Annotated in this window: 12 protein-coding genes; 4 read left to right on the plus strand and 8 right to left on the minus strand. The window is 68.9% G+C overall.

All coding sequences use genetic code 11. From position 1 onward, the window contains the following. Nucleotides 1-10: 10 nt before the first annotated feature. The 5 genes from AC25Y0_RS08585 to AC25Y0_RS08605 all read right to left on the minus strand — a co-directional run bounded on the left by AC25Y0_RS08585 (nucleotide 11) and on the right by AC25Y0_RS08605 (nucleotide 5,110). Entirely contained in the window at nucleotides 11-1,150 is a 1,140-nt protein-coding gene (locus tag AC25Y0_RS08585) for an FAD-dependent oxidoreductase (protein WP_488123571.1), read from the minus strand. Next, entirely contained in the window at nucleotides 1,143-1,847 is a 705-nt protein-coding gene (locus AC25Y0_RS08590) for a methyltransferase domain-containing protein (protein WP_488123570.1), read from the minus strand. The genes AC25Y0_RS08585 and AC25Y0_RS08590 overlap by 8 nt, the downstream gene beginning before the upstream one ends. Beyond that, nucleotides 1,844-2,983, minus strand: coding sequence for a type III polyketide synthase (locus AC25Y0_RS08595; protein ID WP_488123569.1), 1,140 nt, complete (start codon nucleotides 2,981-2,983; stop codon nucleotides 1,844-1,846). The genes AC25Y0_RS08590 and AC25Y0_RS08595 overlap by 4 nt, the downstream gene beginning before the upstream one ends. A 127-nt stretch (nucleotides 2,984-3,110) precedes the next feature. Beyond that, nucleotides 3,111-4,229, minus strand: coding sequence for an ABC transporter permease (locus AC25Y0_RS08600; protein ID WP_488123568.1), 1,119 nt, complete (start codon nucleotides 4,227-4,229; stop codon nucleotides 3,111-3,113). Beyond that, nucleotides 4,226-5,110, minus strand: a complete 885-nt coding sequence (locus tag AC25Y0_RS08605) for an ABC transporter ATP-binding protein (RefSeq protein ID WP_488123567.1) — start codon at nucleotides 5,108-5,110, stop codon at nucleotides 4,226-4,228. The genes AC25Y0_RS08600 and AC25Y0_RS08605 overlap by 4 nt, the downstream gene beginning before the upstream one ends. A 216-nt stretch (nucleotides 5,111-5,326) precedes the next feature. On the opposite strand from AC25Y0_RS08605, the gene AC25Y0_RS08610 reads away from it, so the two are divergent. Beyond that, nucleotides 5,327-5,896, plus strand: coding sequence for an NADPH-dependent FMN reductase (locus AC25Y0_RS08610; RefSeq protein ID WP_488123566.1), 570 nt, complete (start codon nucleotides 5,327-5,329; stop codon nucleotides 5,894-5,896). 125 nt (nucleotides 5,897-6,021) lie between these two features. Here AC25Y0_RS08610 and AC25Y0_RS08615 read toward each other — a convergent pair whose 3' ends face one another. Both AC25Y0_RS08615 and AC25Y0_RS08620 read right to left on the minus strand, forming a co-directional pair. Further along, nucleotides 6,022-6,681 carry a response regulator gene (locus AC25Y0_RS08615; protein ID WP_488123565.1) on the minus strand — a complete coding sequence of 220 codons (660 nt, stop codon included), beginning with the start codon at nucleotides 6,679-6,681 and terminating at the stop codon, nucleotides 6,022-6,024. Further along, the gene (locus AC25Y0_RS08620) at nucleotides 6,678-7,946 is read right to left on the minus strand and encodes a sensor histidine kinase (protein ID WP_488123564.1); all 1,269 of its coding nucleotides are present in this window, start codon (nucleotides 7,944-7,946) and stop codon (nucleotides 6,678-6,680) included. The genes AC25Y0_RS08615 and AC25Y0_RS08620 overlap by 4 nt, the downstream gene beginning before the upstream one ends. A 175-nt stretch (nucleotides 7,947-8,121) precedes the next feature. Between AC25Y0_RS08620 and AC25Y0_RS08625 the strand changes: the two genes are divergently transcribed. Next, nucleotides 8,122-8,730, plus strand: coding sequence for a dihydrofolate reductase family protein (locus AC25Y0_RS08625; protein WP_488123563.1), 609 nt, complete (start codon nucleotides 8,122-8,124; stop codon nucleotides 8,728-8,730). Nucleotides 8,731-8,741: 11 nt separating this feature from the next. On the opposite strand, the gene AC25Y0_RS08630 is transcribed toward AC25Y0_RS08625, so the two are convergent. Beyond that, entirely contained in the window at nucleotides 8,742-9,581 is an 840-nt protein-coding gene (locus tag AC25Y0_RS08630; protein ID WP_488123562.1) for an exodeoxyribonuclease III, read from the minus strand. A 41-nt stretch (nucleotides 9,582-9,622) separates the two neighbouring features. Between AC25Y0_RS08630 and pyrE the strand changes: the two genes are divergently transcribed. Together pyrE and AC25Y0_RS08640 are read left to right on the plus strand one after the other, a co-directional pair. Beyond that, a complete protein-coding gene (gene pyrE, locus AC25Y0_RS08635) occupies nucleotides 9,623-10,201 on the plus strand; it encodes an orotate phosphoribosyltransferase (RefSeq protein WP_488123561.1) in 579 nt (192 codons plus the stop codon). Nucleotides 10,202-10,562: 361 nt separating this feature from the next. After that, complete coding sequence (locus tag AC25Y0_RS08640; RefSeq protein WP_488123560.1) at nucleotides 10,563-14,618, plus strand: family 78 glycoside hydrolase catalytic domain; 4,056 nt, start codon at nucleotides 10,563-10,565, stop codon at nucleotides 14,616-14,618. Nucleotides 14,619-14,660 lie beyond the last annotated feature (42 nt).

The following is a 14,660-nucleotide window of genomic DNA, read 5'->3' on the forward strand; positions in this document are numbered from 1 at the left end:
GCGGAGCGCCTCAGCCGAAGGACCGCGCGTCGCGGTCCAACCCCATCGCGTACGCCCGCGCGAGCGCGGGCCGCAGTGGCGGCGCGAGCATCGCACGCACCCCGACGCGTCGCACAGCGTCGCCGCGACCGAGCGATCTGCCGACCGCCGTGTTCACGGCGGCGAGCCGTGCGGCCGTGCGGGCGGATGCCACGCGCCGACGTTCCCACCGGGCGAGGTCGGCGTCGGGCGCGACCCCCGCGTGCACCCACTCCGCCAGGAGCGGCGCGAGCGTGGCCGCGTCGAGGAAGCCGAGATTCATGCCCTGACCGCCGATGGGGCTCACTTCGTGGGCGGCGTCGCCGATGACGAACACCCGCCCGTTGCGCAGCCGCGGAGCGACGAAGCGCCGCACGCCGAAGCCCGTCGCCGTGGCGATGCCCGACGGGTCGAGGCCGCGCGCCGCCACCGCTGCCCGCAGGCGAGCGAGACGGGCCGCGGGCTCCGGGTCGGCGTCGGCCGCGTCCGACGCGACGAAACGGCGTTGCCCACCGGGCAGCGGGAACGACTCGAGCACTCCGCCCGCGTCGAGGTGCACGACGGCGACATCCGACGATCCGGGGGCGACGGCGTCTGCCATGACGTACCGGTCAGGGTACGCGTGCACGCGCGTGGCGGTCTGGCGCAGGACGAGGTCGCGACCGCCGGCACCCGTCGCGACGACGACGATCCGAGGCTCTCGCTCGACGGTGCGGTCACCGGCGCTCGCACGGACGATCACCCGGTCATCGCACGGGCGCACCGCGGTCACGTGCGTGCCCCGCGCAGGCGTCGGGGTGCGCGCAGCGAGTGCGCCTTCGGTCGCCGACTGCGGAAGCGTCGCGACGAACGGGAACCGCGTCGACATCCGATCGAAGCGCACGATGCCGAGAAGGCGTTCGCCCGAGCGGGCCTCGCCGCGCGTCACCCGTGTCGCCTCGCTGAGCAGACGTTCCGTGACACCGCTCGCCTCGAGCGCCGCCAGCGCGGGCGAATGCACGCCGATCGCCCGCGAGCCCCCCGCCGCCGACGGACGTCGATCGAGCACTTCGACCTCGACGCCGTGGCGGGTGAGCTCACCGGCGAGCAGGAGACCGACCGGGCCCGCGCCGACGACGACGACGTCAGGCACGCTCGCCGCCGACGGCGAGCAAGCGGAATGCGGCGGGTTCGGTGACGTGCCACGGTGCGCCCAGCGCGCGCTGCAACTCTGCGCGCGTGTAGCTGCGCCGGATCGAGCGCAGCCCGTCGGTGCGCAGGAACGTGCCGCGCGCGAGCGGAGTGATGCCGACGGCGAACAGGCCGTACGCGCGCCGGCTGCGGGCGATGTCGGAGTGCAGGACGATGCCCGATGAGAGCGCGAGGGAGTCCTCGGCGAAGCGGGGCAGCTCGTCGTCTGACAGGTGGTGCAGCACGTGGTTCGAGAGCACGGCATCGAAGCGCTCGTCGGCACGACGCAGGTCATCAGACGTCGCCTGCACGTGCACGATGCCCGGTGTGGGAAGGGATGCGTCGAGGGCACGGGGGTCTGGATCGGCACCCACCCACTCGACGCTCAGTCCATCGGCGCGGGCCAGCCCGTCCAGACGCCGGAGGAGGTCGCCACCACCCGAGCCCAGATCGAGCACGCGGGCGGGGCGGTCGAGCTGCCGAAGAAAAGGTCGCAGACGGTCGCGGTAGACACGCCCCCACCCCGAGATGAGCCGGTTCACCACGGCGAAGCGCGCGTATGTCGCCGCGAGCAACTGCGGATCGCACGCCGGGTCGTCCATGAGCTCGCGGACATGCCGGTCCCGCCGACGCAGATCCACGGGGGCGTCCGCCGTCATCCGGCCACCGTCTCGAGGTCGCGGGCCGTCGTCGGAACGGGCACTCGTGCCGCACGCCGCACGAGGCGGGCCGCCTCGACCGTGAGCCCCGGCCCGAAGGCCATCGCGCCGATCCGCGCGCCGTCGGCGGTGTGCTGCGACCACAGTTCGTCCAGGACGAAGAGGATCGTCGAGCTCGACATGTTGCCGTAACGGCGCAGCACGTCGCGCGACGCCTGAAGCGCGTCAGTCGGCGCGCCGAGCGCCTCTTCGACGCGATCGAGGATGCTGCGCCCACCCGGATGCACGGCCCACACATCGATGCCGTGCGAGGTCAGCAGCACAGGAAGCGACGAGCGCGCGTGTGCGCCGACGAGGCGGGGCACCTGCGCCGTCAGGGTCATCTCGAACCCGGTGTCGCCGATCGTCCACTGCATCTCCTTCTCGCCGTCCGGCAGCAGCTGGGTCTGGAACCCGTCGAGTTCGAGGCGCTCAGCACTCTCGTATGCCGGGTCGGCCGTCACGATCGCGGCCGCGGCGCCGTCGGCGAAGACCGAGGCGGCGACGATCTGCTCGGGATCGGACGAACTGCGCAGGTGCAGTGAACACAGCTCGGCGGTCGCCACCAGCACGACCGCGGTGGGGTCGCTCGCTGCGATGTGTCCTGCCAGGCGAAGAGCGGGTACGGCGGCAGCGCACCCGACGAAGCCGAGGTGGTAGCGCTGCACTCCCGCGTCGAGCGACAGGTCGCGCACGAGCTCGACGTCGGGTCCGGGCGCGTAGAGACCGGTGCACGAGACCGTCACGACATGTGTGATCGCGCGCGCCTCGATCCCTGCTCGCGCGATCGCGGCACCGGATGCGGCGGCGAACAGGGGGGGAGCGCTGCGCCGGTACTCGTCGTTGCGCGCACCCGTCGGAGGAGCCAGAAGCACGCCGTCCTCGCTCACGACCGGAAGGTGTGTGGCGGGCTGACCCGCGAGATCGGGAAGCACCGTGCGGCGCGACTCGATGGCGGATGCGCCGAACGCGGCGTGGATGAGGCGCCGCGCACGGCGGTCGATGCCGGGCTGGCTCGCGAACAGGTCGCGCACGGCATCCTGCGCGAGAGACGTCGGGGGAACGGCAGTGCCGATGGACAGGACGCTCGGGCGCATGGTTCACGATAAACCGCGCGAAGCCGCTGGCGCGCGGTCTGGCGCGGGGTGAACGGGACGTCTATTGTGGCGGGCCGAGACGGCGGGGTCCCCCCACCATCTCGGCCCGTCGATGCCGCCGTACGGGTCAGCCGCGCAGGGCCTCGGTGAGCTTGACGCGAGCGCCCATGCGCAGGAGCGAGTTCTGGTAGATCTTCGCTCCGACGAGGATCGCCGCGACGCACGTCACGAGCAGGATCGCGAGCGAGAGCAGCGGCTCCCACCACTCGGCCTGGCCCAGGAACATCCGCATCGGCATGCCCACCGGCGCGGAGAACGGCACGTACGACATGACCGACAGCACGGCGGGGTTGTTCCAGAAGAAGATCACGAGGAAGTACGGACCCATGATGAGGAACATCAGCGGCGTCGTGGTCGAGCCGATGTCCTCCTGGCGCGACACCATCGCCGCCGCCGCCGCGAACAGCGCGGCGAGCAGAACGAACCCGAAGAGGAAGAAGATGGCGAACCAGGCGATCGGTGCGCCGAGCCCCCGCAGCAACTCGGTCTGCCCTGTGACCGTCAGTCCCACGACCGCTATCGCCGCCAGGATCAGCAGCTGCGCCATCGCGAGGATCGTGTTGCCGATGACCTTGCCCGCCAGAAGCGCGCGCACCGGGATCGCCGAGATGAGCAGCTCGACGACGCGCGTCTGCTTCTCTTCGACGACGGACTGGGCGATCGTCGCGCCGAACAGCTGCGCCGAGAACAGGAAGATGATCCCGAAGCCGATCGCGGCGATGTATCCGAGGAAGTTGGGCGCGTTCTCGGGATCGAGCAGTTCGACCGGCGGCGGCACCGACAGGCCGAGCAGGAGCGTCGACGACACGTCATTCTCGGCGAGCACGACGAACCCGACCGGCGACGACGAGTCACCCACGAGGGCGACATCGACATCGCCCGCGCGCACCAGCTCTTCGGCGGCGGCTCGATCCGCGACCTCGGTGATGTCGAGGCCCGTCGTCGGCGGCACATACGGCTGCGCATCGGCGGTCACGGCGACGGGAGTCCCCCCGCCGCTGCTCGCCGCGAAGCCTGCCCACAGCACAGCGGCCAGCGCGATGGCGAAGAGGATCGCGAACGAGATGAGGAACGACTTGCTGCGCAGCTTCGAGCCGATCTCACGCTCGGCGACGAGCCACGTGCTCTGCGCGAAGCTCGGCGCGGTGACGGCGGGCGTCCGGCGGGCGTGGGTCTGCGTGGTCACTGGATGACCTCCTTGAAGATCTGGGCGAGAGACGGATGCTGCGGGGCGAAGCTCGCGACGTCGCCCTGGGCGACGGCGCGGCGCAGAACCCGCTGCGCGGTCTCATCGGAGTCGGCGTCGAACACGGCATACCCGCCGTCGAAGTCGAGCACCTCGACGCCCGGCTCGTCGCGCAGCCAGCCCGCGTCGCCGGTAGAGACGAGCTCGAAGCGGCGCGTGGAGTATTCGGCGCGCAGAGCGTCGCGGGCGCCCGACGCACGGATCGCTCCGCCGGCGATGATGACGAGGTCGTCGCACAGCCGCTCGACCACGTCGAGCTGGTGCGACGAGAAGAGCACCGAAGCTCCGGCGGCGGCCCGCTGCTGCAGCACGTTCGCGACGACATCGACGGCAAGCGGATCCAGGCCCGAGAACGGCTCGTCGAGGATCAGCACCTTCGGGTCGTGCACGAGCGCCGCCGCGATCTGGGCGCGCTGCTGATTTCCGAGCGAGAGCGTCTCGACGTTGTCATGGAGGCGCTCGCCGAGTCCCAGCTCCTCGAGCAGGGACTGCGCGCGGGCGGCGGCATCCGTCTTCGAGAAGCCGTGCAGGCGCGCGAGGTACACGATGTGCTCGAGCACTTTCATCTTCGGATAGAGCCCGCGCTCTTCGGGCATGTAGCCGAAGGAGCGACGGTCGGATGCCGTGACATCGACGCCGTCGAGCGTCACGGTGCCGTCGTCCTTCGAGAGCACGCCGAGGATGATGCGCATCGTCGTGGTCTTGCCGGCGCCGTTGCCGCCGACGAACCCCGTGAGCCGGCCCGGCCGCACGTCGAACGTGATGTCGTCGAGCACACGGCGCGCGCCGTAGCTCTTGGTGATGCCGCTGAGGCTCAGCATGATCCGCCTTTCGGTCTTCGGACGGGATCAACGCTACGGATCGGTCGCGCGGCCGTCCTCCCCCGAGGGGCGGGTGTTGAGGCTCCCCCCGAGGGAGGAGTCGGCACCCCTCTTCATGCGCGGGAATAGAACGCGGTCGATCCCCGGTTGGCTCTGGGGAACGTCCACGGTGGTCCCCACGGGGATCCCCATTCTTTTTCACGGAGGAATCACGCAATGACCGATCGGACCATCGGCTACATCGTCGGCAGCATCTCATCGACCTCGATCAACCGGCGCCTCGCCAAGGCGCTGGAGCGGCTGGCTCCCGAGGGCACGACGCTCGTCGAGATCCCGATCGCGGATCTGCCGTTCTACTCGCCCGACCACGACGCGGACTTCCCGCAGGTCGCGCGGGACTACAAGCAGGCGATCGCCGACGTGGACGGCGTCATCATCGTCACGCCCGAGTACAGCCGTTCGATCCCCGGCGTCCTCAAGAACGCGCTCGACTGGTCGGCGCGCCCGTGGGGCCAGGCCTCGTTCGACGGCAAGCCGACGGCCGTCATCGGCACGTCGGCCGGCGGTATCGCGACCGCCGCTGCGCAGCAGCACCTGAAGGCGATCCTGAGCCACTACAACGCTCCGACGCTCGGCCAGCCCGAGGGCTACGTCCAGTCGCTTCCGGGCCTGTTCACCGATGACGGCGAGGTCACGAACGACCAGACCGCCGAGTTCCTCGTGGGCTACCTCGAGGCGTTCAACGCCCTCATCGACCGCTACGCGCGCGTCGCCGTCGCCGCCTGACCGCGTCGCGAGACTGACTGACTGATCGGTCGCGAGTCGGCATCGTCGGGCGGAGTCGGCGGGGTTCCCCGCTGTCTCGCCGTCGGGTGCCGCCTTGCGGCCGATCGTCGTCGGAGCGGCCGATCTCAGGTCAGACCGTGCCGGTGGGCGTAGACGACCGCGGCGACCCGATCGCGCGCGCCGAGCTTCTGCAGCACGTTCGAGACGTGCGTCTTGACGGTCGCCTCGCCGATGTAGAGCTGCGCGGCGATCTCGGCGTTGCTCATCGCCCGCGCGACGAGCCGCAGCACCTCGGCTTCGCGCTCGGTGAGTCCCTCTGCGAGCGCGTCGTGCGCGGGTGCCTCGGCCGCGGCCGGTGCGGGAGTCGCCGCGAAGCGCTCGATCACCCGCTTCGTCACCTCGGGGGCGAGCAGCGCATCGCCGGCGGCGGCGACGCGGACGGCCGAGACGAGCTCTTCGGGGCCGGCGTTCTTGAGTAGGAACCCGCTCGCACCGGCGCCGAGCGCCGCGAACAGGTAATCGTCGCGGTCGAACGTCGTCACGATCACGACGGCGGCGCCAACGGCGGCATCCGCGACGATGCGCCGCGTCGCCTCGAGCCCGTCCATCGTGGGCATCTGCACGTCCATGCAGATGACGTCGGGGCGAAGAGCGGATGCCGCAGCCACGGCCTCGACGCCGTCTGCGGCCTCACCGACGATGCGGATCCCGCCCGCGGCCTCCAAGATCATCCGGAATCCCGCCCGCATGACGGCGTGGTCATCGACCAGCAGCACGCCGATCATGCGAGGACACCCGTCGGCACGTGCGCCCGCACGAGGAATCCGCCGCGATTTCGGGGCCCGTATTCGAGCGTGCCGCCCGAGGCCGCGGCGCGCTCGCGCATGCCGACGAGTCCGAGGCCCGGCGCGATGAGGCCCGAACCCCGCCCCGTGTTGGCGATCTCGAGCTCGACTGAGCCGTGTGCGTACCGCAGGCGCACGTCGGCGGTGGCATCCGGTCCGGCGTGACGCCGGGCATTCGTGAGCGCTTCCTGCGTGATGCGGTAGAGGTTGACCTGCGTCACGTCGGGCAGGGGGACGGGGTCGCCGACGACCGTGAGGGTCGTTGTGAGTCCGTTCTCGTTCGCGTGTGCGACGAGGGCGGGGATCGCGTCGATGCGCAGGGTCGAGGCGTCGGGGGTGTCGCCGGCCGACGTGCGCAGCGTCTCGAGCAGATGCCGCAGCTCTCCCAGCGCCGAGCGGGAGGATTCCTCGACGGTCACGAGGGCGGTGCGGGTGGCGTCGGGATCCCGGTCGAGAACGGCGCGCGCCGCGCCCGCCTGCACGCCCATCGCCGAGACGTGGTGCGCGACGACATCGTGCAGCTCTCGAGCGATGCGCACGCGATCGAGGGCGACGGCCTGGGCGGCGGTGACTTCGCGCTCGGCTTCGAGTTCGCGCGTGCGCTCCTCGAGCGCCGTCCGTTCGAGTGCCGAGGCGTACGCCCGATCGCCCATGTAGTACGCGCCGCCGAAGAAGGCGACGTTGATGAGCAGCTGCATGAGCATGAAGGCGACGAACGGCGAGAACAGCCCCACGCGCGACAGGCCCTCATCGCCGGGGGCGATCGCGGCCTGGAACATCGTCACGAGCAGCCACACGAACATCGCGACGATGACAACGACACGCACGACGGTCGCCCGGCGCCGGTTGTCGACCCACGCGCCCACGGTGTACATCGCGATGAAGACGGCGACGTTGCCGACGTAGAGTTCGGGGATCTGCACCGTCACGCCGACGAAGAAGACGAGCGCGACGACGAGAGCCACGATCTCGGGAAAGCGCCGGCGCAGCGCGAGGGGCGCGGTCAGTGCGAGGGCGTAGAGGATGCCCCACGCGAGGTGCGGCGAGTCGGTCCCGTAGACCCCGGCGACCGAGCCGAGAGCCATGCTGAGGATGCCGGCGACGAGAAGCCCGCCGGCGAGCCAGACGTCGTGGCGGAGCCCCTCGGGGGTCACCGGCGTGCGCTGAACGGGCGCCGTGGCGCCGGGGAGGGCGTGGTCGGGCATCCTTCCACCGTACGGGGGAGGACGACGCGCGACATCCGCCGCGCGACGGAGTTCCTGCTTGCTCTTGACAGGTCTTGTTTTTTCTTACGAGCATGATGGTCTTGCTCGAGCGCTACGCCGAGACTTCCCGCGTCGGATCCCGTCGTCGTCACGGCGGCCTGAAACGGAGTCCATCATGACCGGACGCATCACGATCGACCTCTTCACGACGCTCGACGGCGTCGCTCAAGCGCCGGGCGGTCCCAACGAGGATCCGTCGAACGGATTCCCCTTCGGCGGCTGGCAGGCCCCCATCGACGACGCCGTCATCGACGAGCGCGTGGGCGCCGGGATCGCCAGCATGGACGCACTCGTGCTGGGACGGCGCACGTACGACATCTTCGCCGATTACTGGCCGAAGCACCGTGACAACCCCATCGGCCGCCGATTCGCAGAGATCCCGAAGTACGTCGCCTCACGCCGCGGCGTCGACCTGACGTGGGCGGGATCGTCGCTGCTCGGACCGGATGCCCCCGCAGCCGTCGCGGCGCTGCGTGAGCGCCACGACGATATCCACGTCATCGGCAGCATCGACTTCGTGCAGTCCCTCCTGGCCGCCGAGGCGTACGACGAGCTCAAGCTCTGGGTGCATCCCGTCGTGCTCGGGCAGGGCAAGAAGGTCTTCCCCGAGGGGGTGGCTCCCGCGGCCCTGCGCCTCATCGCTCCGCCGACGACGGGCGGCGCGGTCGTCGAACTGCGTTACGCCCCGGCCGGCCGGCCCGCCACGGGCGACATGACCGGCTGAACCGCGGGCGACTAGAAGATCATCGGACGGTCGTCGTCGTCCGGGCCCGTGAGGTCGAGGTCGACCACGACCGGCACGTGATCGCTCGGCGCCTCGCCCTTGCGCTCGTCGCGGTGGATGGATGCCCCGGCCACAGCCTCGGCCAGCTGGTGCGAGCCCAGGATGAAATCGATCCGCATGCCCTGATTGCGGGGGAACCGCAGCTGCTTGTAGTCCCAGTAGGTGAAGCCCGTCGGCACGAGCGGACGCACGACGTCCTGCACGCCGGCGGCCTCAATCGCGGCGAACGCCTCGCGCTCCGGCGGTGAAACGTGCGTCGAGAACCCCTGCACGATCTCGGGCACGCCGTTGTCGGCATCGGTCGGGGCGATGTTGAAGTCGCCGACGAGGGCGAGAGCGAGATCGGGGTCGCGGGTCAGCGCGTCACGTGTGTAACCGGCGAGCTGGGCCAGCCAGTCGAGCTTGTAGTAGTAATGCGGGTCGCCGAGCGAACGGCCGTTGGGAACATACAGGCTCCACACCTCGACCCCGCTGATCGTCGCGCCGATCGCGCGCGCCTCTTGCGGTGCATCCGGTCCCTCGTAGCCCTTCTCGAAGCCGGGCATCCCCGGAAACGAGGTGCGCACGTTCTCGATCGGCTCGCGGCTCGCGATCGCGACGCCGTTCCATTGCGAGAAGCCGTGCGCCTCGACGTGGAATCCGGCCTCTTCGAACGCCGCGAACGGGAACTGCTCGACCTTGCACTTGATCTCCTGCATCGCCAGGACATCGATGTGCTCGCGTACGGCGAAGTCGACGATCCGGTCGACGCGAGCACGGATGGAGTTCACGTTCCAGGTGGCCAGGCGCATGCGGTCCAGCCTAGGACGAGCGGTTCTCTAGACTCTCATCCATGACCGTCGCGTCCACGCCCGAGCTCGAAGCCGATCGCCAGTACCTCATCGCCCTCATCGAAGATGAAGCCGTCTTCCACGGCGACTTCACGCTCTCCAGCGGCAAGAAGGCGACCTACTACGTCGACATGCGCAAGCTCACGCTGGACCACCGCGCCGCGCCGTCGATCGGTCGCATCATGCTCGACCTGCTGCGCGATGTCGACGGGATCGTCGCCGTCGGCGGGCTGACGCTCGGCGCCGACCCGATCGCGAACGCCATCATGCACGAATCCGTGCGCACCCCTCGTCCGCTGGACGCCTTCGTCGTACGCAAGGAGCCCAAGGACCACGGCCGAGGCCGCCAGATCGAGGGTGCCGACATCGTGGGCAAGCGCGTCGTCGTCGTCGAAGACACCTCGACGACGGGGCAGTCGGCGCTCAAAGCCGTCGAGGCGCTGCGCCGCGAGGGTGCGGAGCCCGTCGCCGTCGCCGTCATCGTCGACCGCAAGACCGGGGCTCAGGCCGCGATCGAAGCCGAGGGCCTCACCTGGCTCGCCGCCGTCGACCTCGACGACCTGGGGCTCGAACCGCAGTAGCCCGGCAGGGCCACACCGAGCTGGCGCGTCGCGAAGGCGTGCGTCAGGCCGCACGCAACCGTCGGGGCGCCCCGGGTCGACACCGCTCGACGATCGAGGGGCCCGGGACGGTTCACTCTTGTGAGCGGAGCTCGTCCCCTGGCAGAGTAGGACGGCCCGCTCTGAATCGGTTCATTTCCGCCGCACCAGAGATCCTGCATGGGCCATGACGCCCAGATCAATGACGATCGGAACTCGAATGTCTTCAGCCACAGCCGCCCACGAACCCCGTGGAAGCAGCGCGGTCAGCATCCCCGGGCGACGCCCTCGAACACGGCCGATCCTCGCGGTTTCGCTGGCAACGGCCCTGAGTGTCGGCTTGGTGTTCACCGCTGGTGTCCCCGCATCGCGGGCGGTCGACGACGGTGTGGCTGTCGTGGACCTCAGAGTCAACAACACGGTCGCCCCGCTCGGAATCGACGACCCGACGCCGAGATTGTCGTGGAAGACCACGTCGACCGAGAAGGCCACCGCACAAACGAGCTATCGGGTTCTCGTCTCGTCGTCGGCCCAACGATCCGCCGATCTTGACGGCGACGTCTGGGACACCGGTGTCGTCGAAGGCGATCAGTCGACAGAGCTCGAATACGGTGGCCCCGAGCTGAGTGACGCCACCCGCTATCACTGGCGTGTGCTCGTGCAGACCGAGCACGACTCTGCCGGCGAATGGAGTGAACCGAGCTGGTTCGAGACGGGCATCGGCAGCGCCGGCTGGAGCGCGTCGGAGTGGATCTCGGTGCCGACGCCCGACGACGACGGCGAACGCACGCCGCTGACGTTGGCAGACACCCACTGGGTCTGGTACCCGGATGGAACCCCGCCCACGGCGCCCGAAGGCAGCCGCTACTTTCGGGCCGCGCTCGAGCCCGAGGCCGGGAAGACGGCGGTCTCCGCCGACATCCTGCTCACGGCAGACAACAAGTACAAGCTCTACCTGAACGGTTCTCTGCTCGGACAGAGCGCTCCGGCTGACCACACGTGGAGGTCAGCGCAGCGGTTCACCGTCCCGCTCGATGCCGGCCCGAACGTCGTTGCCGTCGAGGCGTACAACTCGTGGGAGGCCGCCGGCGTGGGCATCAAGTCACCGGCCGGGATCATCGCCAACGTCCGCATCAACTACAGCGACGGCACCTCGTCGCTGATCCAGACCGGCAAGAGTGCGAGCTGGGTGTCGCACCACGAGGAGCTCAGCGGATGGGCGTCACCGGGATTCGATGACACAGCCTGGGTTCCGGTCGTGTCGCATGGCGTCTACGGCACTGGTCCGTGGGGTGGGAACGTGGTCGCCGATCCGGTCAGCGCTGCAGCTTCTCCGATCGCGGGGTCCTCGTGGATCTGGTACCCGGATGGATTCGCACCGGCGGCGCCGAGCGGAGCGCGCTACTTCCGCTACGACTTCGAGGTGAACCCGGGTCTCGAACTGCTCTCGGCGGAACTCATCATGACGGCCGACGACAAATACACCGCCTACCTCGACGGTGCCGTCGTCGCGCGTTCTTCAGAGTCCTCCGAGGCCTGGCGCGAAGCCAAGGTCTCGTCACTCAACACTCTCCGGCCGGGAACGAACACGCTCGCCGTGCGGGCCGAGAATCGAAACTTCGCCTCGGGCGCGATGTCGCCCGCCGGCCTGCTGGGAACGATTCGCCTGACATACCTGGGCGGAACCGTCGAACTCATCCGCACGAGCGCGGATTGGCTGACCAGCGCCACACTGCAGAGCGACTGGTCGACGTACGGATTCGACGACTCGGACTGGACGAATGCTGTCGTGCACGCGCCATACGGTTCCGGTGATTGGGGGAACAACGTCGTCGTGACCGAAGCGGGCGACGGCGCCCCCCTCCTGCGCAACGAGTTCTCGGTCGGGCGCGAGATCGCGAACGCTCGTCTCTACGTGGCGGCGGGCGGAATCGTGGATGCGCGACTCAACGGCGCGCAGGTCGGTGATGAGGTCCTCTCCGTGAGCCACACCGACTACGGCAAGACGGTGCACTACGTCACCCACGACATCACAGATCAGCTCGATCAGGGTGACAACGCACTCCTGTTCGAGCTCGGGCGCGGCTTCTACTCCATGCAGACGCAGAACTCCTGGGGCTGGGAGCGCGCCCCCTGGGTGCAGGACTCGCCTACGGTTCGCGCGCTCGTGCGCGTCGAGTACCGTGACGGCAGTGTGGAGGAGTTCGGTACCGACAGCACGAATTGGCGTGCTGCTGAGGGACCGACCACGTACGACTCCCTCTACGAGGGCGACTTCTATGACGCCCGTCTCGAAGTGCCGGGGGTCGACCGTGCCGGCTTCGACGACGCTGCGTGGAAGAGCGCCGGCGCGGTGGAAGGACCCGTCGGTGAACTCACCGCTCGCGTGCAGCCGCCCATCCGGGTCGCCGACACGCTGAAGCCCTCAGCGGTCTCCGAACCCTCGCCCGGCGTGTACATCGCGCACTTCGACCAGCAGATCGCCGGATGGGCGACCATCACCGTCAACGGTGAAGCGGGCGACGAGGTTCAGTTGCGCTACGGCGAACGCCTTAACGCCGACGGCAGCATCAACTCTGCGACCGGATTCACGGGTGGTGCGTTCCAGACCGACCGGTACACGTTGAAGGGAGGCGGCCAAGAGACGTGGGAACCCAAGTTCTCTTACAAGGGCTTCAAGTACATCGAGATCGTCGGCTGGCCGGGCGGCCGGGCTCCGACCGTCGATGACATCTCGGCCCGCTGGCTTCACACCGACGTCGAGACGATCTCGACGTTCGAGAGCTCGGAACCGCTCTTCAACTCGATACACGACGGCGTCGTGCTGACGATGTTGAACAACTTCCACCACATCCCGACGGACACGCCCACGTATGAGAAGAACGGCTGGACGGGTGACGCGCAAGTGGGCGCGGAGATGTTCCTGTGGAACTTCGACAGTCACAGCTTCTTGACCAAGTGGATGCGCGATGTCAGTGATTCACGCCTGGCGACCGGCCGCCCGGCAGCGATCGCGCCGGACCCGAACTGGGGCTCCGCCTACGACATCTCGCCCACGTGGAACGCCGCGTACGTGCTGATCCCCTGGTGGGTCTACGAGTACACCGGTGATCTGAGCATCATCGAGGAGCACTATGAGGGCATGCTCGACTATGTCGAGCTCGAGCACTCGATCTCGGTCGGGCATATTTCGGACAGCTTCCTGGGGGACTACATGTCGCCCGACAATGTCGCCAACCCGCCGGAGGATCTGAAGGTCGCGGCCACCGCGTACGTCTACGAGATGACGAATGTCGTCGCCGAGATGGCCGATGTGCTGAACAAGCCCGATGACGCTGCGCGCCTTCGAGAAGAGGCGGCCCGCATCAAGGACGCCTTCAATGCCGCGTACTTCGATGCCGCAGCGCAGGTGTACCGCGATGCGGTCGCGGGCTATCGGCAGACGCACAACGTCCTCGCCGTCGAGTTCGGACTCGCGCCGGAGGGGCAGGAACAGGCCGTGGTCGACAACCTGGCGCGTGACATTCGTGTCGTGCGCAACGACCACCTGTGGACGGGCGTCCTGGGTACCAAGTACCTGCTCCCCCTGCTCACCGAGTACGGTCACGGCGACCTCGCATACACGGTGGCAACCCAGCGTGACTATCCGAGCTGGGGTCGCTGGTTCGACTCGGCAGAGGGTTCGACGACGATGTGGGAGGCGTGGGATGACTACCGCTCACGCAACCACTACTTCCTGGGGACGATCGATGACTGGTTCGCCCAGGATCTCGCAGGAATCACTCCGCTCGAACCGGGATTCAAGGAGATCTCCATCGCCCCGCAAGCCGTGGGCGAACTCACGAGCGCGTCAGGGTCGACCGTCACGCCCTATGGCACCGTCTCCTCCTCGTGGTCCAAAGACGAGCAGAAGTTCGTGCTCGATGTCGAAGTTCCCGTGGGCACGACGGCTCTCACGTCGATTCCCGTGGCAGAGGGTCACGTCGTGACAGTCGATGGGGTTCCCGCCGAGCGTGCAGAAGGCGTGGAGATGATCGGCGTCGACGACGGGCGGGCCCAGTTGCGCCTTCAGTCCGGTGCCTACTCGCTGGTCGCTGCCGAGCCGCTCCCCGGTGTGACGGCGTCGGCGACTCCGCGCACGCTCGCGGGCAAGCAGGTCGTCTCCGTGACCGTGACCAATGACGAGGATGTCGCGGTGGATCTCGTCGTGACCTCCGAATTCGGCGGCAAGACGTTCACGGGCGTTGCACCGGGGGCGACGGTGAGCGTGTCGTTCAACACCCGTGCGACCTCGATCGCCGCCGGTGAGGTTTCGATCACGGTGTCGGCGATCATCGACGGGGTCCCGGTCACGGCCGTCAAGACGGCGTCGTACGGAGCCCGGCCGCCCGCGGACTGAGCCTCATCTCGAACAAGACGGTGTCTCCAGGGCGGTCGCCGT

Source organism: Microbacterium sp. Y547 (genome assembly GCF_057669785.1).